The sequence below is a fragment of the Acetanaerobacterium elongatum genome, from assembly GCF_900103835.1.
GTDB lineage: Bacteria > Bacillota > Clostridia > Oscillospirales > Ruminococcaceae > Acetanaerobacterium > Acetanaerobacterium elongatum.
Map to the genome: position 1 here is coordinate 1 of NZ_FNID01000014.1, position 20,006 is coordinate 20,006.

The 20,006-nt window shown below is 50.7% G+C and carries 19 protein-coding genes; 12 read left to right on the forward strand and 7 right to left on the reverse strand.

Annotation, left to right across the window (positions count from 1 at the left end; genetic code table 11):
• On the forward strand, positions 1 to 280 hold a 280-nt coding region (locus tag BLR50_RS06445), incomplete at its 5' end, for an integrase core domain-containing protein (protein WP_143008057.1).
• Between the two features lie 174 nt (positions 281 to 454).
• Positions 455 to 904: a DUF4489 domain-containing protein gene (locus BLR50_RS06450; RefSeq protein ID WP_092639753.1), complete on the forward strand. Its 450-nt coding sequence runs from the start codon at positions 455 to 457 to the stop codon at positions 902 to 904.
• Positions 905 to 1,356: 452 nt separating this feature from the next.
• On the opposite strand, the gene pulA is transcribed toward BLR50_RS06450, so the two are convergent.
• From pulA to BLR50_RS06465, 3 genes are all read right to left on the reverse strand, one after another.
• Positions 1,357 to 3,576: a type I pullulanase gene (gene pulA, locus BLR50_RS06455; protein ID WP_162840350.1), complete on the reverse strand. Its 2,220-nt coding sequence runs from the start codon at positions 3,574 to 3,576 to the stop codon at positions 1,357 to 1,359.
• A 105-nt stretch (positions 3,577 to 3,681) separates the two neighbouring features.
• Positions 3,682 to 4,485, reverse strand: coding sequence for an alpha/beta hydrolase (locus BLR50_RS06460; RefSeq protein WP_092639757.1), 804 nt, complete (start codon positions 4,483 to 4,485; stop codon positions 3,682 to 3,684).
• Positions 4,486 to 4,699: 214 nt separating this feature from the next.
• Positions 4,700 to 5,326, reverse strand: coding sequence for a hypothetical protein (locus BLR50_RS06465; RefSeq protein ID WP_092639759.1), 627 nt, complete (start codon positions 5,324 to 5,326; stop codon positions 4,700 to 4,702).
• A 236-nt stretch (positions 5,327 to 5,562) separates the two neighbouring features.
• On the opposite strand from BLR50_RS06465, the gene BLR50_RS06470 reads away from it, so the two are divergent.
• The 3 genes from BLR50_RS06470 to BLR50_RS06480 are packed head-to-tail and all read left to right on the forward strand — an operon-like array spanning position 5,563 to position 6,897.
• Positions 5,563 to 6,402 (forward strand): DegV family protein, encoded by an 840-nt coding sequence (locus BLR50_RS06470; RefSeq protein ID WP_092639761.1) that lies wholly within the window; start codon positions 5,563 to 5,565, stop codon positions 6,400 to 6,402.
• A 59-nt stretch (positions 6,403 to 6,461) separates the two neighbouring features.
• On the forward strand, positions 6,462 to 6,686 hold the full coding sequence (locus tag BLR50_RS06475; protein ID WP_092639763.1) for a YdbC family protein: 225 nt from the start codon (positions 6,462 to 6,464) through the stop codon (positions 6,684 to 6,686).
• Positions 6,687 to 6,714: 28 nt separating this feature from the next.
• Complete coding sequence (locus tag BLR50_RS06480) at positions 6,715 to 6,897, forward strand: hypothetical protein (RefSeq protein ID WP_092639765.1); 183 nt, start codon at positions 6,715 to 6,717, stop codon at positions 6,895 to 6,897.
• A gap of 59 nt (positions 6,898 to 6,956) precedes the next feature.
• Here the strand turns inward: BLR50_RS06480 and BLR50_RS06485 are convergent, their stop codons facing one another.
• From BLR50_RS06485 to BLR50_RS06495, 3 genes are all read right to left on the reverse strand, one after another.
• Positions 6,957 to 8,129: a permease gene (locus tag BLR50_RS06485; protein ID WP_092639767.1), complete on the reverse strand. Its 1,173-nt coding sequence runs from the start codon at positions 8,127 to 8,129 to the stop codon at positions 6,957 to 6,959.
• A 123-nt stretch (positions 8,130 to 8,252) separates the two neighbouring features.
• Positions 8,253 to 8,564: an ArsR/SmtB family transcription factor gene (locus BLR50_RS06490; protein WP_162840351.1), complete on the reverse strand. Its 312-nt coding sequence runs from the start codon at positions 8,562 to 8,564 to the stop codon at positions 8,253 to 8,255.
• 93 nt (positions 8,565 to 8,657) lie between these two features.
• Positions 8,658 to 9,341 carry a DinB family protein gene (locus tag BLR50_RS06495; protein WP_092639771.1) on the reverse strand — a complete coding sequence of 228 codons (684 nt, stop codon included), beginning with the start codon at positions 9,339 to 9,341 and terminating at the stop codon, positions 8,658 to 8,660.
• 170 nt (positions 9,342 to 9,511) lie between these two features.
• Between BLR50_RS06495 and BLR50_RS14780 the strand changes: the two genes are divergently transcribed.
• The 4 genes from BLR50_RS14780 (at position 9,512) to BLR50_RS06520 (ending at position 16,338) form a co-directional block, all read left to right on the forward strand.
• Positions 9,512 to 10,942, forward strand: a complete 1,431-nt coding sequence (locus BLR50_RS14780; protein WP_205408675.1) for a collagen-like domain-containing protein — start codon at positions 9,512 to 9,514, stop codon at positions 10,940 to 10,942.
• Positions 10,943 to 11,062: 120 nt separating this feature from the next.
• On the forward strand, positions 11,063 to 14,029 hold the full coding sequence (locus tag BLR50_RS14705) for a collagen-like domain-containing protein (RefSeq protein WP_278277984.1): 2,967 nt from the start codon (positions 11,063 to 11,065) through the stop codon (positions 14,027 to 14,029).
• A 118-nt stretch (positions 14,030 to 14,147) separates the two neighbouring features.
• Positions 14,148 to 15,260, forward strand: coding sequence for a tetratricopeptide repeat-containing glycosyltransferase (locus BLR50_RS06515; RefSeq protein WP_092639773.1), 1,113 nt, complete (start codon positions 14,148 to 14,150; stop codon positions 15,258 to 15,260).
• A complete protein-coding gene (locus BLR50_RS06520; RefSeq protein ID WP_092639775.1) occupies positions 15,244 to 16,338 on the forward strand; it encodes a tetratricopeptide repeat-containing glycosyltransferase in 1,095 nt (364 codons plus the stop codon). Before BLR50_RS06515 ends, BLR50_RS06520 begins: the two co-directional genes overlap by 17 nt.
• An 89-nt stretch (positions 16,339 to 16,427) precedes the next feature.
• Here the strand turns inward: BLR50_RS06520 and BLR50_RS06525 are convergent, their stop codons facing one another.
• The gene (locus BLR50_RS06525; RefSeq protein WP_092639777.1) at positions 16,428 to 16,871 is read right to left on the reverse strand and encodes a chemotaxis protein CheX; all 444 of its coding nucleotides are present in this window, start codon (positions 16,869 to 16,871) and stop codon (positions 16,428 to 16,430) included.
• 484 nt (positions 16,872 to 17,355) lie between these two features.
• On the opposite strand from BLR50_RS06525, the gene BLR50_RS06530 reads away from it, so the two are divergent.
• The 3 genes from BLR50_RS06530 (at position 17,356) to BLR50_RS06540 (ending at position 19,997) form a co-directional block, all read left to right on the forward strand.
• Positions 17,356 to 18,438 carry an HD-GYP domain-containing protein gene (locus BLR50_RS06530; protein WP_092639779.1) on the forward strand — a complete coding sequence of 361 codons (1,083 nt, stop codon included), beginning with the start codon at positions 17,356 to 17,358 and terminating at the stop codon, positions 18,436 to 18,438.
• A gap of 127 nt (positions 18,439 to 18,565) precedes the next feature.
• Positions 18,566 to 19,348: a ParA family protein gene (locus BLR50_RS06535; RefSeq protein ID WP_092639881.1), complete on the forward strand. Its 783-nt coding sequence runs from the start codon at positions 18,566 to 18,568 to the stop codon at positions 19,346 to 19,348.
• Positions 19,329 to 19,997: a late competence development ComFB family protein gene (locus BLR50_RS06540; protein ID WP_092639781.1), complete on the forward strand. Its 669-nt coding sequence runs from the start codon at positions 19,329 to 19,331 to the stop codon at positions 19,995 to 19,997. The genes BLR50_RS06535 and BLR50_RS06540 overlap by 20 nt, the downstream gene beginning before the upstream one ends.
• The last annotated feature ends 9 nt before the right edge of the window (positions 19,998 to 20,006 follow it).

Here is a 20,006-nt window from a genome sequence, read left to right on the forward strand (position 1 = left end):
TCGTTTCTCCAGCAGCAAGCGAGATAGTTTTACCCTGTTTGAACAAACGGCACTGAAACTGGGTATCAGACATAAACTTATTCGTCCTTATACACCCCGACACAACGGCAAGGTAGAACGTAGCCACCGTGAAGACCAAAAGCGTTTCTATGACATACACCACTTTTATTCACTCGCCGATTTTGATGTGCAGCTAGCTGCACATCAAAATCGTTCCAATAACATACCGATGCACCCTCTTTGCTGGCTTTCGCCACTTGAAAAGCTTGCTCTTTCCTAACACTGTCCAAGATGTTTGACAAACCTACAAGTGCCCACATCGTGTCCTGTCAAGCCAAGTGGGTTCTCTTCAATTTGCAGCACCGAATATCTATATATCCGACACATTTCGAGTCACTTATGAATAGAATAGAGCGAAGGACGTTCTTCAATTTAAGAAAACAAGGTGAACATTATGCCGTGCAACAACACTTTTCCCCGCCGTCAGGTGGCACTTAACGCAGCCAGCGGTGCAGTAGGCCCCCTGCCTATTATAACCACCCTGTTTGCCGAGCCCCTAAACGTAGTTTCCACCACCATTGATACCCGGAATATCGGCTTTTCCAACATCCTGTTACACTTTTCAGGTATTGTAAACCTGCCGCTGGGTATCTCGGTAACCCTTAACTTCCAGATTCGCCGTTCCAGCGAAAACGGCACTGTTGGGGTAGGTTCTACCTACACCTTCTCCACTCTGGTGGATGTGCTGGAGGCAGAGGCCTTCTCGTTCCAGTTCCTGGATGCCGATGTGGAACCCGGCTTCTACACCTATTCTGTTCAGCTATCTACCAACTCCATTATCGACATTACTCCCGGTGCCTCGGTTCAGAATGCAGTACTCAGCGCTCTGGCAGTTGCCGACTAGCCATTGCGCATAGGCCGAAAAGCAGCATCAAAACTGCTGCTTAAGGCTGTTAGGGTGTAGTTTAAAAGCATCGCGCTGCAGAGCTGATGGGAAAAACACATAAAACGGGATAATAAACAACAAACAGCGGCATTTTAAAACCTAGGTTTTAAAATGCCGCTGTTTGCGAAAACTTGCATGGAAGAATGCAAAGTGTGAAATAATCAGAGATGTCGTTGTGCTTTGCCTGTTAAAATATAAATATAAGCATAGTGATGGTTTTTTCTTCGATGCAGCCTGCAACAGGTGGCCAATGTCCCTGTCTGTTTTTGTATTTATAAAATCATATTTAGTCATACCGGTCTAATTACTTCTCTTGGCAGACCGGCAGCGACCTTTTTCGACAATTATAACATAAATATATTCTTGTTTCAATTAGTTGTACTGTTAAAAGGTAAAATTTTATTCTAATCTTACTGTTCTTTTACCAGAATCATGGCGCTGATCGGCGGCACAGCAGCCTCGCCGTTTGAAATCATATACAACGGGGTATTTCCGGCATGTGTGCCATCCGCATATACGCCGTACTGTTCCCCCGGGATGTCGGTTTCGGTGGTGAAGCGGCAGATAAAGGCTTCGTTTGTGGGGTTGATGATGACGACGATACGCTGGGCCGTATCTCCCGCGGCATCGGCGGTAAGCCGAAAACAGATGCGATTCTCCGGCTCGGTATACATAAACTTTAAGAATTTTGCGGTATCCTCGGCAGTGGTCATACGCAGCGCCTTGTGGGCACGCCTAAAGCGGATAAGCCCCTGATAGTACTCAAATACTTCGTGATATCGCTGCTTATTGCTCCATGTAATCTCGTTTACACTGTCGGGCGAGCGGTAGCTGTTATGCTCCGGCGTTCCGTCCGGCAGCAGCTTGCGCCTTAAAAATTCCTCTCCCGCATGCAGAAAGGGGATACCCTGTGCGGTAAGCACCAGCACCGCCGCCAGCTTGTTAAGGCTTATCAGTTCCTTTTCGCTCAAATCGGGGTTTGCCAGCATCAGCTTATCAAACAGCGTGTAGTTGTCATGGCAGGATTCATAGGTAACCGTTTGGGTGGGGCGCTTGGCAAACGGCGGCTTATCGGGGCGGTACATCACATGCGGGTGTGCGGTAGCGCCTACAATCCCTGCCTTAATAAGCTCTGAAAAACCCCCGTAGGTATGTGCGGCAAGACACCCGCCAAGGTAACCGCGCTCCTCCGAGCGGAAGGCGCTTCCCTTGATGGCGTCTCGGTAATCGTCATTAAACAGCGCTATGCGATCGCTAAGCTTCTCGGCATTATACTTGGTGGCGGCGAGATCTCCTCTCAGTGCGGACGGGCCGCCCTGCCAGCCCTCGCCGTAGGCCAGTATGCGGCTGTCGATCTCATCCAGCTTGTGACGGATATAATTCATGGTTTGAATGTCGTGCACACCCATCAGGTCAAACCGGAAGCCATCAATGCCGTATTCCTCCACCCAATAGAGCAGCGAATCGGTCATCAGCTTGCGTACCATGCTGCGCTCGCTGGCAAGCTCGTTGCCGCAGCCCGAACCGTTGGAAAATCTGCCGCTGGTCTTGCGATAGTAATAATCGGGCATTACAAGGTTGAGCGGCGAGGTTTCGGTAAAATAGGTATGGTTGTACACCACATCCAGCACCACGCCGATATTGTTGCGATGCAGCGCTTGGATAAGTGTCTTTAGCTCAAAAATGCGTGCGCTTGGGTCGGCGGGGTTGGTGCTGTAGGAGCCATCGGGCACAAAATAGCTAAAGGGATCGTACCCCCAATTGTAGCCGCCCGCAGCAAGATTCTCCTCATCCACCGTCGCGTAATCCATAATCGGCATCAGGTGAACATGGGTAATACCCAGTTCCTTGAGGTGTGCTATTCCGGTTTTCACCCCAAGCGGGCCCTTGGTGTTCTCCTCGGCAAAGCCAAGGAATTTACCCTTGTGCTCTACGCCCGAATCGGGAGATACCGTAAAGTCGCGCACATGTACCTCGTAAAGCACAGCATCGGTGGGGTTGTGGGGCAGAACATGGCTATCCTTTATCCATCCTCTGGGGTTGGTTTCGGAAAGATTGAGCACCACACCCAGCTTTGCGTTTTCGGTGGAGGCCTTGGCATAAGGGTCTACACACAGGGCGGTTTTCTCCGCCACCGTTACGGCATAAGCATAGCAAATGCCGTGCAGGTCCCCTTCTACCGTTGCCTGAAAAACGCCCCTTGCGCCGCGCGAAAGCTGCACACGCTTAAAGGGCTGGGAACCGGCCCGGGCGTAGAGTTGCAGCTCCACCTCGCTTGCAAGCGGCGACCAAAGCCTGAATGTTGTGCTCTTTTTTGTATACTCGGGGCCTAATGGGCCCCCGTAAAAGTAACGGGCATCAAACTCCGGTGTGTCAAACAGCGAATAGCCTGCCCGGGCAATCATCTCCTGCGCACCGCCCATGTTTACCTTTACAACGCTGCCCAGCTCCAGCTCCGCGGCAAGGCTTATATCAAAACCTGTTCCGTCAGTGTATAAAGATACCCCCGTCACCTCTGCGGGCGAGCCTGCAACGGCAACGCGCACCTGAGAGGCAGAAAAACCATCCGCGCCCTCCGCTTTGATTGAGAGCTTTTTAAAGTCCGTAATCCATGCTGAAATCAGATTCATAACGTTAACCACCATTTTTAAGGCTTTGAGAACTGCTTTTAGCCTGATAGATTCTACAATATGTTAGGGTGTCATTCTGTATGATTCATAGCTATGTAAACTTGTCTATACACCCATTTGGGTGAGAAACTCATCGGTTACCTTTTTATAACGGGGATAATCCACCGCTATAGAGTTGGCATGGGTGGCACCGGGTATCTCCTCATACCGGAACAGCTTGTTTGATTGGGCCAGTTGCCGCCCCATCTCGGTAGGCACCTTCTGATCCGCCCCGCCGTGGATGATAAGCGCAGGGATTTGAAGGCTCTGTGCTGCCTGGAGTATGTTTACATCCTTCACCCGTGCGCCGGAGGCTATCCGGATAAACGCCCTTGCCAGCGGCAGCGCCAACACAAGCAAGCGCGGGTAAGCGGTAATAATCTGGTGGCGGATAATCTCATTCCACGAGGTATAGCCACAATCGGCTATGCAGAAGCTTAGGCGGCTATCCTTAGCCGCCATCAGCAGCGAGATAGCTGCACCCATCGACTCCCCCATCACACCGAAAACGGGGTGCTCCACTCCGTCAGCCTTTGCAATTTCCTGAAGCTTTCCTATCCACGCCATGGAATCGCGGTGCTCGTAGAAGCCAAAGGTCACAAAACCATCATCACTTCTGCCATGACCCACATGGTCAGGAATGATTACGTTAATTCCCCTAGGCAGAAAAAGTGGCAGGTATTTAATCGCACTGATATAAGGGTAGGTATGCCCGTGGTTGAAAAGAACATACACGCCCTTGGGTTTTTTCGCACGGTAATAGTGCGCGCACAGCCGATAGCCGCGCTCACTTTGCAGGTATAGCTCTTCATTTTCAAGGTGATAATAGTCGGGCTCAAGCATATTGCCGCAGCTTTGCTCGCTTTTCAAAACCGCATCATAGTCCCGTTTTTGCGGGCGGAGAACCGTTTATGCGATTACTGCCGCCGCAGCCGAAAAAGCAGCCGCCAGCAGCACAGCGATAAGTATATATAACCACCACATAAATGAACCTCTGTCCGTATTAAATTGTCAGGTTGTATTGCTAATATTATAACATATTAACGGTATTATTTCACTGGTGGACGCAAATTAGGTTACAGAATCAGCGTTTACGTGGGATATAAACCGGCATACCGGTGCGGATATCGGTTACCGAAAGGGTACGGCTGCCTTTTCGCTCCAGCTTTAAGAGGGTGGAAAGGGCATTTACCGGGTCAAGCACCGCTTTATACTGCTCGCTAAGCTCGGTTTGATTCAGGATGGTTTTATCTGTGCAGTTGATTTCGGTATGCTCACAAAAACCCGCAAAGGTGATTTCTATGCAGTTGTTTACAATTTCGGCATTACCGGTAACCGGCAGGGTTCTCTTCAGATAGTTATGGTGCAGCAGCACGCGCCCCGGCCTGTGAGGGCAGATATAGAGGCCGATATCTGCGTTTTGGGTTAGCGCCCCGCTGAAACGGTTGATGGTGTCCTCCCCCGCCTCGGTATACCGGTAAACCGCATTAATCTGCCGGTTGTTTACACCAAGCGAAAGCGTTCCGTTTTCATACATGCCCTGAACCACCAACCCGCTAATCCGGTAGCTGCCGCCGAAGCTTACCTGTGTCACCCATTCCCCCGATTCCAGCAGGGATATCACATTCACATTTTCGGGCAGCTGCTTGCCAAACGACAGTATCTCGGGGTTCTTCATGACGGTAAAGCCTGGGGTATGTCCTGAACTCATAGGATATCCTCCCCATTGTAATTCTTTTTACAAATGTATATTGGTAAGGCTTACATTTTATACGAATTACAGAGAGTTAACCGTGGGCTAGGTTGGTACGACATCAACTGTTTTTGGAGAAAGGTTCAAAGTAATTGCTTTGTTTTCGTAAAGCTGATGAAAAGAACAGTAGTATTTTCCATAGAAAATATGATATAATAACCGCAAGGACACCCTGACGTTGGAGGAAGCAACCTATGATTAAAATCAGTGCAGACAGCACCTGCGATCTCTCACCCGAGCTTGTAAAGGCTTTAGACATTACAATCACACCGCTTGGAATTGTTGTGGGCGGCGAGAATTTTCACGATGGGGTAGACATCTTCCCTTCCGATATCTTCCGCTATGTGGACAAAGAGAACAAAACCTGCAAAACTGCGGCGGTAAACGTATATGAGTACCAGCAGGTTTTCAAACGGCTTTCTTCTCAGTATGAGGCGGTAATACATATCTGCATCAGTGCCGATTTCTCTTCCTGCTTTCAAAACGCCTCGGTTGCCGCGCAGGATTTTGATAATGTTTATGTGGTAGACTCCCGCAATCTTTCCACCGGTAGCGGGCATGTGGTTTTCGACGCGGCGCTGATGGCCCGCGAGGGGCTGGCACCCGAAGAGATTGTTCGCAGGCTTCAGGCTCTTGTTCCAAAGGTGGAGGCTAGCTTTGTCATCGACAGGCTGGAGTACCTGCATAAGGGCGGGCGCTGTTCCACTGTGGCCAAGCTCGGTGCAAATCTGCTGCAGCTTAAGCCCTGCATTGAGGTCATCAACGGGAAGATGACGGTAGGCAAAAAATACCGCGGCCGTTTTGACACCTGCCTTGAGGCCTATGTGAAAGACCGCCTCTGTGATCGTACCGACATCGATTACAGCCGCCTTTTTATTACCCATCCTCAGTGCACGCCCGAAACCGTAGCACTTGTAAAAAGAACGGTGGAACAGTATGCGCACTTTGATGAGGTCTATGAAACCAACGCGGGCTGTACCGTTTCCAACCACTGCGGGCCGTTTACGCTCGGCATCCTGTTTAAGCGGAAGTAGTATCCGTGCTTGGCTGTACAGCTTGCAGAATAACATAATTATAGAAAGAAGTGTTTTACATGCCCGATATAAAATACGAAATTGTAAAGGAATTAGGTGTTCTGGCCGAGGGACGCAACGGCTGGACCAAGGAGCTAAACCTTGTAAGCTGGAACGACCGTGAGCCGAAATATGACCTGAGAGAATGGGCCCCCGACCATGAGAAGATGGCAAAGGGTATTACCCTTTCAAACGAAGAAGCTGCCGAGCTAAAAAAGCTGCTCAATGCCATCCGCGACCTGTAGTTTCTGCTCTTGAAAGAGGTGAACCGTATTGAATTACGGTATATTTAAGGGCGGTAAGTTTACAGGCGGTGAAGACAGGCCTTCGGCTATCCGCCGCCATATGGGTAACGAGAAAAAGCCAAAACTGCGCAGACGTTTTGGCTGCCTGATGCTGGTGCTGCCTGTAGCAGCAATTCTGCTTTACCTTGTTCTACGGTCCGGCATACGTTGAAACCAGAACAAAAGCACCCGGGAGTTCAGAGGCTCCCGGGTGCTTTTTAGTCTATCGGTTTAGATGAATAACGCCGCGAGCTCGTAAAGGTACCCGCTTAGGATGCCGCCGAGCACCACAAAGGCCAGATACAGCCCGACAGCACGCTTTTTCATAAAGGTGCTGATGCCTGCGATTACCCATGCACTGGTAGCAGAGCCGGTGATGATAAAGGCCAGCATCGCCCCTTCACTCGCGCCGCTTTGCAGCAGCGAGGTGATAATGGGAATACCCGATTCGGTTGTTACATACAGTGGCAGACCAACCACGGCAGCAAGCGGAATTGCTGCAAGACTGCCCTTCCCCAGCAGCACCGAAACAATTGAGGACGGAATAAAGTAGTTGATTGCATAGCCGATTGCTACAAAGATGGCAAAGTTCAGCAGTATCTGCCGCAAGCCAAGGCTTACAAAGGTTTTTCCCAATTCTCGCAGCTTCAGCTTTTCCTTGATGATTCGCCAGTTCCTGCTGCAGCACTCTTTTATTCTGCAGCACAATGATTTTCTTTCATCATCTACAAAGATGGCATCAATTTTGCTGAGCGTTGCACTGTAAGAGGGCTCTCCACTCTGACAAGCTGAATCAGCCGAACCACATGAACACCCAGCAAGCGCGGGCTGTGATGTGCAGGCGCAGCTTACTGAAGGGGTGGGAGCACAAAAGGAACAGCTTGCAGCGGGTGCCGGGGTGCAGGAAGAGCAGCCGGAAGCAGCCGAGTTATCCTGATATCGCGTTTGGTTATCGAGATAATGGGTTTTTCTCTCGATCAGATGTGTTAAGAAGCCGGATGCCAACCCGATGACAATTGATGCAACGGTTAATGCTATGGCAAACTGCGGCCCGATTACACCCCAGATCATGATAAAGCCATCCGGGCTCATGAGCGGCGATGAGGTTAAAAAGGCCATAATAGGTCCCCACGGCAGCGTGGTGGTTAGCATGCCAAGGATAACTGCTGTGGTTCCGCAGGCACAAAATGGTGTAAAGGCACCTAGCAGTACACTGCCCACAATCGAAACCTTGGTTCTCTTGAGCAAAATCTGCTTGAGTTTATCGGAGTTCACATAGGTTTTCAACGCCACCGCCATCATTACCGCCAACAGCAGCGGCAACCAGTTGTGGCTGAAGGATTGAACAACAGCCAGCACCGTGTTCACCAAAAAATCCTTAACAGCAATCAGAATAGCCTCCAAAACAATTTCCTCCTTTATATCGTGTATCGTCTATTGACGATATACGATGGTACTAATATCTCTCATAAATGATAAAGCAGCTCGCATATATCGTAATATTACGATATACTACATCAAAAATAATTACTTTTCGGTAAGCAGATCGTCCTTCATCTCCTTTAAAAAGGCGGAAAGAACATCCTCGTTTAAAAAGTAACAGCTCCACAGCTCCCGCTTTTCCTTACGGATAAGCCCCGCGCTTTCCAAAACCGCCAGATGCTGCGAAACGGTTGATTGTGCAAGGCCGGTGTATTTTACTACATCCCCCACGCTTACGCCGCTTTCAAAGAACTCTATTCGGTCACAGCAGGTGCCGATTGCCTTTTCTTTCAAAGCCTTAACAAGCTGGTAGCGCGTTTTGTTCCCCAAAGCCGCACAGATTGCCGCAGTATCCAAGCCTTCTCCCCCTCTCCTGTAACTGATGCCCTCATTATATCGTATTTTTACGATATAGTCAATACTCTTTACCAAATTTGTGTGCAGAAATTATTATTTAATTTTACTGCATTTTACCTTAAGCTTCACACAGTCATTCAGATGTACAATCTGGTGACGGGTTATAGGCATTTGACACAGCCCCGCAACCGTCTTCTTTCCCCAGAAATCCAGCAGCCAATTTGATTGCGGGTGTTCTGTTACGCCGCCCTCATTGAGTATGCGGTCAAGCTGGTCCTTGCGCATCTTTCTCTTCAGGCTGCTTAACGTAAGAAAGCTAAGAATTTCGCGCGTTCTTCTCCCTACGGCAACGCGATATTCCAGCAGCGCGTCTTTATTAACTGCATTGCTAAAGGCGATAATCTCCTCATCGGTCATCGCATTTCCGGTATCCTTTACCGCGACGCCGAGCCGCTTCAGCCATGCATCATTCAGCACCTGTTCCCCGTCGGCAATCAGGATATTGGCGGTCAGGTCTTCAATCCGGGTAATGTGCCATATATCCCACGCAACGGTAACATCCTTCTTAGTAGGCATGGTGCGGAAGGCCGGCTCAGTAAGGCCGCTTACTACCTCATCCAGATACGTGGTCTGCCCCCCTCCGTAAACCGCTGCGGCGTGTACTAGGCTGTGCATCTTGTGCAGCAGCGCAACGGTTTCTTCAATATACTCAGGCTTCAGGATAATCTCTTTAAGCCGGGTCTGCATAGGATTCCAATCTGTTGTAACCTGAAACACCTGTCAATCCCCTTCCATGTCATTGATGACATTATAATGTATTGGGGCCCTATTGTAAATTGTCTGCGTGTTTTCCCCGATTTTCTATCAATTTTAACCCTTACCTTTACATCCTCATACAATGGTATAGACAATATTTTGGTCAAGTTTATATAAAGGAGATATGGGGTATGAGAAGATTTCCATATTCAGGCGGTATGCGGGTGGCTAACGCCCGGCAGCGGGCACCAGCCGTTATGAACTCTGCCGCCACCAAACAGGGGGCAAAACCCCGGAGTAACACAACTATCCCCGTAGCAGCTAATAATCTGCAAAATGCAGCTGAAGCTGCTGCCGTCATCGCTGCCCAAGCAGCAAATGAAGTAACAGCGCTTACAGTTAACACGATTACCCCTGCTGTTGCAGATAATCTGCAGGATGTGGTTAAGGACACTGCTGCCACAGCCGCCGAAGCAATTCAAGAAATACTTTTACGTTACGATTCCGTTTCTGATCAACACGATTCTTCAGGTGAGAATCTGCCGGTTTTACCGGCTGAACCCCCGCCTGCAGCGCTGCCCACCGCACCGCCGTCAGACGACTTTGCCGATTGCGGCGGTAATAGATGCTTACTCTGCCCGGTACGCTTTGTATGTACCAAAAGCCCGTTCTGCTGCTTTTTAACCGGTCCAACAGGCCCCACCGGGCCGAGCGGTACTCCCGGGGCTGCAGGGGCGACCGGACCAACCGGGCCTGTGGGACCAGGTGGTACTCCGGGCACACCAGGTTCCACGGGGCCTACCGGGCCTACTGGACCGCAGGGTACACCGGGCATTAACGGCCCAACCGGGCCTACCGGGCCGATTGGACCAACCGGGCCGGGTACTGGCGATACCGGCCCAGCGGGACCAACGGGGCCAACAGGGCCTCTTGGGCCTACTGGACCGACGGGGTCACTCGGTCCCACAGGGCCTACCGGGCCACAAGGCTTGCTGGGTGAAACAGGACCCACAGGGCCCTTCGGGCCTACCGGGCCTACCGGGCCTCAAGGCGAACAGGGTATAACAGGGCCTACCGGGCCTCTTGGACCTACTGGGCCGGGCACCGGAGACACCGGGCCGACGGGGCCGCTTGGGCCTACTGGGCCGACGGGGCCGCTCGGGCCCACAGGGCCCACAGGGCCTACCGGGCCACAAGGCGCAACCACCATGATTCGCGGCGTGGAGTATCAGGCCCAGACCCGTCAGGCTGAGGGGGTTGCCACCGGCAGCAATGTTTTGTTCGATACCATGGTAAACGGTCAGGATCTCACCATCACCTACAACAATGCTACCGGCGTTTTCACCATACCAAGAACCGGCAACTTTCTTGTGAACTGGCAGGTAGCCATCGACGGCTCCGATTTAGGCCCATCGGCGACCTTTACGTTAATTGAAACAGGTGCTGTAAGCATTAGCATCGCGGCCTCCACGCCGGTAATACTCGGGCAGGTTTCCGGCAGCGCGCTGGTTACCGTTTCAGGCTCTGCAACCCTGCGTCTGGCAAACAGCAGCGGGTATACCATCTTCCTTGCCGATATACCGGTTCAGGCAAACATTACGATTATAGATGTAAGCATCTGATGAATGCCAAATCGCAGCTTGTGTTACAAACATCCTCTAGCCGTATTGGTGATTAAAAGTAAAAGTTATTAATTGAAATTTGTTGAGCATAAAAGATAAGAGATTTTTAGGAGGATAAAAATGAGCAACAACGCATTGCAGCTGGAACGCACCATGACCGGTTCCGTTGCTGCGGGTGGAAACGTCGTGTTCAACACGCCCGTTTATACCGCCGGAAATATCGGATACAATCTGAATACAGGTGTCATCTCGCTGAATGACCCTGGTCGTTATATTGTCAACTGGTGGGTTGCAATACAATCTACCCCAGGGGGAGCATCTGCCGTCTTCGCGCTCTCTTCCTCTCTGGGAGATCGTATCAAAGGGAACTCTCCCAATAAAACAGATGAAGTCGTAGGTCTTGGCATCATCAATGTAACGGGCGATCCCGTAACGTTGTCACTGATTAACGCTACTACTGTGAATGTGACTTATTCCAGCCAGGTTCCGGTTCAGGCCACCATTATGATTGTTGAGGATGACGAGGGCATTATCGGGCCGACGGGGCCTACCGGCCCGCAGGGCCTGCAGGGTAATGGTGATACAGGACCAACCGGGCCTCAGGGACCAACCGGGCCCGGAAACGGCGATACCGGACCAACCGGGCCTACCGGGCCTATGGGTCCCACCGGTCCCGGCACCGGGGATACCGGGCCGACCGGCCCTACCGGCCCTGCCGGAATAGGTGATACCGGTCCTACCGGACCGATGGGGCCAAATGGTACCGCAGGCGCAACCGGCCCTACCGGGCCACAGGGCCGGCAAGGCTCACAGGGTGCACAGGGGCCTCTTGGACCTGTAGGGCCTGTGGGTGATACCGGGCCTACGGGAGCTCAGGGCATACAGGGTGTTCAGGGCCCGACTGGGCCTACGGGGCCAATGGGCCCAACCGGGCCGGGAACCGGTGATACCGGACCGATGGGCCCCACCGGGCCAACGGGGCCTCAGGGCAATCAAGGGCTTCAGGGGCCAACCGGGCCAACAGGCGCTCAGGGTAATCAGGGATTACAGGGACCAACCGGACCAACGGGCGCTCAGGGTGATCAAGGATTACAGGGGCCCACCGGGCCTACCGGCGCTCAGGGCAATCAGGGATTACAGGGGCCCACCGGGCCAACGGGCGCTCAGGGCAATCAGGGATTACAGGGGCCCACCGGGCCTACCGGCGCTCAGGGTGATCAAGGATTACAGGGGCCAACCGGACCCACCGGCGCTCAGGGTAATCAAGGACTTCAAGGACCCACCGGTGATACTGGCCCAACAGGGCCTATGGGACCCACCGGGCCGGGAGTTGGTGACACTGGCCCAACCGGGGATACCGGCCCAACCGGGCCTGGAGGGCCTACTGGTGCAATCGGGCCTACCGGCGACATTGGCCCAACCGGGCCTATCGGCCCTACCGGGCCAACCGGGCCAACCGGGCCAACCGGTTCCGTGGGGGCAAGCGGAGCTGTGGTAGGCGCCGCATACTACCTTGATAATACCGATTCGGGCTATATGGAGGATGTCAAGACGCTGCTGCGAGACCCTGATTTAAATCAACCGGAGGTTATCGTAAGCGTTAACAACACGCCGGAGGAGCCCTCCACTGTTCTGGGCAACTTTATCACGATAGCTGGCGACCCGGATATCTCAATCATTCCATCCGGCAGATGGCAGCTAAACCTTTGGGCAAGATCAGCCGCCGGATTAAGCTCTGTGATTACCTGTACCGTTTACTACGAAAGAGCCGCTTCCATTTTCCCACTGCTGACCTTCACAACACCTGTATTATCCCAAACCTTCCCCGTAAGCCCATACACGTTGAATTTGGATGAACCCAGCTTTACTATTCAGAAAACCGACCGGTTGTTTGTGCAATTCTCTGCATTAACGGAAAGCGGCTCCGATACGGTTTACCTGGCATATAACGGCACTCAGCGGTTTACCAACCTGGTTACACCCATCGCCGCCGGCCTGCCCGGACCAACAGGCCCAACCGGGCCGACTGGGCCTATGGGACCGACCGGACCTACGGGGCCGACCGGACCGGCGGGAACCGGCGATACCGGACCCACAGGGCCGACTGGGCCGATAGGGCCAACCGGAGCAAGCGGCAATATTGCTGGTGTGCTCTATTATCTTGACGATTCGGCATCGGGCATTTCAGGTTACTACAATCTGCTGCGTGATCCGAACACTTCTATCACAGAACAAGAAGATTCCGCTACTTCTAATGGTACCGAAGTTCTCATCGAATCCTATATATCGGCGTCCGGAGACCCGGGAATAGCCGCTATTCCCGCCGGGGTGTGGAATCTAAATGTTTGGGCAAAAACCAGCGGCGGTAACAGTTCCTATCTTGTATGCAGGGTATTCACCAGAACCCAGGCCGGCGCTGAAACCGAGCTATTCAGATTACAGTCACCGTCATTAACCACTTCTTATCCAGTAAATGCTTATTCGCTGCAGAGTGTACAGCCCAACAGAATCATTAACGCCACCGACAGACTTGTTTTCAAGTTCTATGCTTATGCAACCGACAGCGCCAGGACTATTACCTTTACGCATAACGGCACTGCCAGATACACCTATATGGTCACCCCCATCTCGGTATCCCTTCGCGGATCAACCGGGCCGACCGGGCCGACTGGGCCGACCGGGCCCGCTTCTGCTGCACTATACTACGGCTATACTACCAGCACAAATAATGCATTCCCGCCACTAACCACAGAGGTGGAGGCAATCAGGATAAATGTTTCAGCAAACAACCAACAGAAGATAAAGCTGGATTATTCCTTGGACTATACGATTAACTATTTAGATTATGCCAATTCCACTTCGATACAGGTTAGACTGTATCGCGATACCCAGCTGCTTTGGTCGAATACCAACGCATTGACTGAATCAGGAATGGGAGACCAAAGATACACCTTAAGCGGGACATTTGTAGATTCTGCGCCTTCAAGCTCAACCTTCTCATACAACCTGCAAACCTACGTTTCTGTTGCCAATAATGTAAGCTCGATTATAATCACGAATAGAAGTATTAATGCAATTGTTATCTAACCTTTATTGGGGGAGAGCCATAAAACGCTCTCCCCTTTGTTTTAGTAGTCTGGTATCAAGTACCTGACCCGCAACATAAAATGCTTATTAGGGACTATTCTGATAAGCGGGTGAAAAATTGAGCAGCTATAAAATCTGTGTATATGCCATCTGTAAAAACGAGGAGAAGTTTGTAGACCGCTGGATGGACGCGGTCAGCGAGGCCGATTTGGTAGTCGTTACCGATACCGGCTCTACTGACGGTACCGTGGAAAAGCTGCGGGCTAGAGGCGCGGTGGTTTATGAGGAAAAAATCAGCCCGTGGCGGTTTGATACGGCGCGTAATCTTGCCATGGATCACATCCCAGACGATATGGATATCTGTGTTTCCAACGACTTGGATGAGGTTTTTGAAAAGGGGTGGCGGCAAAAGCTGGAAGACGCTTGGAAGCCCGAGCACACGCGTGCCCGCTACCTGTTCACCTACAGCTTTCATCTTGACGGCACACCGAATAAGCAGTTTGACATGGAAAAAATCCACCGCAGGCACGGCTTTCGATGGGTGCACCCGGTGCATGAGGTGCTGGAATACAGCGGTACCGACCCGGATAATGTCGTAAGGGTGAATATGGTGCTCAACCACTACCCCGACTACGCCAAATCCCGCGGGCAGTATCTTCCTCTGCTTGAGCTCTCGGCCGCCGAAAACCCGCAGGATGACCGCACCGCCTTCTGGCTTGGGCGCGAGTATGTTTACAATCGGGAATACGATAAGGCAATCGAAGCCTTAAAACGGCACCTTGATCTGCCCACCGCGTTGTGGAACGAGGAACGCAGCGCCTCCATGCGCTTTCTTGCAAGAAGCTATGAAGGCAAGGGCGACCTGCAAGAGGCAAAAAACTGGTTGTTCCGGGCGATTGCCGAGTGCCCCGCTGTTAGAGAACCCTATATTGATACCGCACGTCTTGGCTACCGGATGCGGGATTGGCCGCTGGTGTTTTTGATGACGGAAAGCGCGCTTTCGATTACACAAAAAAGCGGCAGTTATCTAACAGAAGAGTTGTGCTGGAGCTACCAACCTTACGATTTCGGTTCGATTGCCTGCTTCTGGCTTGGGCTGTACGATAAAGCCGCCCACTATGCAAAAATCGCATGCAAATATAGCCCATATGACGAACGATTAAAAAAGAATTTAGAGTTGATTGAGTTAAAACAGAATGAAGGGAAGCCACAGCATGGAGAATCGTTATAAGGTTTGCGTATATGCCATCTGCAAAAATGAGGCGCAGTTTGTCGACCGCTGGATGGACTCGATGAACGAGGCCGACATGATAATCGTGACCGATACCGGTTCTACCGACGATACGGTCGAAAAGCTTCGCGCGCGGGGCGCCTTGGTATTTGAGGACGAGATTAAGCCTTGGCGGTTTGACGCAGCCCGCAATGCTTCACTCAGCCATGTGCCGGAGGATGCGGATATCTGTGTTTGCACCGACCTTGATGAGGTACTAAATACAGGCTGGCGGCAGCATCTTGAGCAGGCGTGGACGGATACCGCCACCAACGGCAAATATCTGTATAACTGGAGCTTGAAGCCCGACGGAACACCGGATATCCAGTTTACCTATTTTAAGGTGCACAGCCGCAAGGATTACAAATGGGTATGCCCTGTTCACGAGTGCATCAGCTATATCGGCAGCGGAGTACCGCAGGTAGTTTTTATCGAGGGTATGGTGCTCAACCACTATCCAGACCCTTCAAAATCGCGCGGATCGTACCTGCCGCTGTTGGAGCTTGCCGTACAAGAAGACCCGGAAAATGACCGCATGGCCTATTACCTTGGGCGCGAATATATGTACCATGAGCGCTGGCAGGAGTGCATCAACACCTTAACCCAATATCTGAAGCTGAAAACCGCCACCTGGAAGGAGGAGCGCAGCGCAGCCATGCGCTGGGTGGCAAAAAGCTGCTGCGGCCTGAAACAATATAAGGAGGCCGTACGCTGGTACTTTAGGGCTATCGCTGAGGCACCTCATATGCGCGAACCATATGTGGAGCTTGCCCGAGCCGCTTACGAGCAGGCCGATTGGCCGATGGTATTTTGCATGACAGATCAGGCGCTGCAGATTAAGCAGAAATCCCTAAGCTATGTAACCATGGGCTATGCGTGGGATCAAACCCCCTACGACCTTGCGTCACTTGCGTGCTACTATCTTGGCATGTACAGCAAGGCACTTGAATATGCTAGAGAAGCTGCTCGCCTTGCTCCCGACGACACCCGCATTTTGAACAACCTGCATTTAATTGAGAGTCGGGTTAATCAAGCCTGATGAAATAATTATCGTAAGCCATTCCCTGCCACCAAAAAAAACGCCTGCCGGCATTGTTGATGAAGGCAGGCGGTATAGTTTGTAAGCATTTATGAAAGCAGTACATGCTCATACAGCTGTCCAACCTCAGACTGAAGGCATAGATATACAACAGTATCGTCGATTTTTGCCGTATTATTACGGATTGTAATCTGCGGAGGCCGGATATCACAGTTGCAGTTATAGCTTGAAAGGATGGTTACCGCGTTTCCGCTGATGATATTTGAAATCTCTCCCAGCATCGAGGTGGCAAACTCATCGATTGCACCGCTCTCCATACCCGAGAGTGTTTTAACTATGTTAAGCGCCGTGGTTTTCGGAAAGCTGTAAACCACACTGCCCGTCAGGTCACCGATCAGTTCTATGGCTATCTGCACAGTCTCTTCGCCATCCGCTGCGGAATAAGTCTCAAGCTGTGCAATATCCAACCCTAGCATCATCTTAAAAACATCCCGGGTGGCTTCATAAAATGTACTCCCCTGCTGGTCTGTCATAAACGCTTTTCCTCCATAATAATAAGGTAATGTTCTATTACGAGCCGTTGTATCATTTTCTAACACGAAACGGACAATTACTATTAAATAGTACTAGCTGTAAATCGGTTTAAGAAATTTTTAATGAATTTATGTAAAACAATGTAGCACCACTTTCTATTTTAGTCAACTTTTTTCGAGTTACTTTTACATTATTCGCCTTCTTAATTGTTTGAAAATGCCTAAGGTTTGTGGTAGAATAAAAACATAAGTGTAATTTGACACAAGAAAATTTATATTGTCTTTTTTTGCTAAAGTGGATCACCTTATGCTGAATACCGGGGGTATAATCTAAACTTCTTCTGAGGTAGCAAGGAAAATGATGATTACCCATATTATCTTTCCAATTCTTTTACTATCTCTATCGAAGTTCAGTACGACATTTTAGGACATAATCGGTCTTTATCTTTGGCACTGACACATTTCTGAGGCCGGTTAGGATTGGATGAATATGATTTTTCTACCTACTCATCAACTTGCAGCTGGCATGGTAATATCACGCGATATCCGACTGTATGATTACGAGAATTATACTACCGTATTGCTTAGAAAAGGCGAGGCACTTACAGAGAACTACATTAAGCGCCTGATGGCCTGCGGCTTTGCAGGTGCCTATGTAAACGACGGTGTCAACGATGATGCCACCATTGAAGGCAGTATTAACGAAGAGCTTCGTATGAAGGCCGTTGCGGGAATTAAGCAGCTGTATGTTAATTTTAAGGGCACCAGCGATGCGATGGTAGTGAAACAGATTGATTCCATCGGCGAGATTACAGAAAATCTAATCCGTGATATCTCCAGCAACAGCCAGTTCATGGCCAATATCATCGACCTAAAGATGTATGACGATTACACCTATCATCATTCTCTCAGTGTTGCGGTTCTGTCTCTGGCCATGGGCATTACAATGGATTTTGATTTTAACACCCTGTATGAGCTTGGCTTATGCGCCATACTGCACGATATCGGCAAGCTGGATGTACCGTTGGATATTATCAATAAACCTGCCAAGCTTACCACTCAGGAATACGAAATTATTAAGCTGCATCCGGTATATGGGGCTAACTACTTTAAAGGCAAGAAGATGATTCCGCTTAACACCTATGACGGTATTCTGAGCCACCATGAAAAATTCGACGGAACCGGGTACCCATACGGCATAGCGGGTTCGAATATTCCCTTGTTCGGCAGAATACTGATTATAGCCGACGTTTATGATGCGCTTACCTCAAACCGCCCCTACCGCCGGCCCAATCTGCCCTCGGAGGCAATAGAGTATATCATGGGCGGTGTTGGTACATTCTTTGACGAAGAGCTTGTTAAGGTGTTTTTGAAAAAGGTTGCTCCCTACCCCGTGGGTACCTGTGTTCGCCTTAGCAACGGTATTATCGGTGTCGTGGTGAAAAACCATGAATCGCAGCCTCTGCGCCCTGTTGTTCGAAACATTGAGGATGAAACCCTGCTTTACGATCTCTTTAACGATTCTGAGATGCGCAGTGTTGTAGTAACCGGGCTTGGATATAACTGACACCTTAGGTAGCATAAATATTGGGTATGACCCTTCCTGCCGCTACGCGGCGCCGTACTTTTTTATTATTGGTTTTATGCCCTTTCTATCGGGCGTAAAGCCCAATAGAAAGGGCATGAATCTTTATATGAAGAAGATTACCGTTATCACCAACCAAAAGGGTGGCGTTGGAAAAACGACCACCACCTGCTCTATGGCGGGCGGGTTGAGTATGCGCGGCTACAAGGTGTTAGCCATAGACCTTGATCCTCAGGGGAATCTGAGCTTCAGTGTGGGCGCCGAAACCGACGACAGCCCCACAGTTTATGAGGTAATGAAGGGCCAGGTACCCATACGCGATGCCATACAGCAAACCAAAACCTGCGATATCCTCCCCTCTAACATTCTTTTGAGTGGTGCGGAGCTGGAGTTTAATCGTCCTGGGCGCGAGCATATCCTGAAAGAGGCCATGGGGGATATAGCCGATGAATATGATTATGTCTTTATCGATACCCCACCGGCCTTAAGTATTCTTACCGTAAACGCCTACACCGTAGCCAACAGCATTATTATTCCGATGGTTCCCGAGATTCTGAGCCTTCAGGGAATTTCTCAGCTGAAGGAAACCATTGATACCGTACGAAAATACTATAACCACAGTCTTACCATAGAAGGCATTCTTCTTACTAAATACAATAACCGAACCAATCTTACAAGGGATGTTGAAGACCTTGCGAAGATTGTGGCCCGGCAGTTGAATACCAGCGTTTTAAATGCAAAGATCAGGACAAGCGTTTCAGTGGCGGAAGCACCTGCCCACTGCGAGAGCGTACTGACCTTTGCTCCTCATGCTGCTGCCGCCAAGGATTATAAATCTCTGATTGATGAACTGCTGAAACGGGGTGAACCGAATGGGACGAAAGAGCAGTAAAACCGCTCATGTATTAAATCTTCTAACTGCCGGTGCAAACGACGAGGTGCTTACCGAAAGCGATCAGCCCGAAGAGGAGCTTTCTGTGGCCAAAATGGTGCAAAAACAGCCTGCTCGTGCCAAGAAAGCCTCTTCTGCTAAGGACACTTCAGAGCCAGCCGCTACCGCTAGGCAAACAAATCAGCCTGCTGCCCGTGCTATAACGCTGCCAAAGACAATGCCAGAACCTAGCCCGATACCGGCAGAAGCTATGCCTGAACCACAGCCTGCTCCGCCGTTACCGCCTACCGAAGCGACTCCACCAATATCCAGCCCTGCCCCCACGCCTGCGCCAAGCCCGGTTGCGGTGCAGGAACCGGCGCCGGTGCTCAATGCTCCCAATACACTTCATAATCTGGTCAACATCGCCGAGTATGCCATCGCAAATAAGGTGGATGAGATTATCGAGCGCATGAATGTGTGCCGCTGTAATTTATGCAAAAAGGATATCATTGCCGCTGCGCTAAACCTCGTTCCCGTACAGTACGTTTTAGCTGAAGACCTTCAGGGCAATGCATTGGAGCTTTACCTTGAGGAAAACGGCAAAGAAGTAACAGCAGCGCTGGTAAAGGCCTGCATTAAAGTTAAAACGAATTCGCGCCACCAATAGCATAAAACC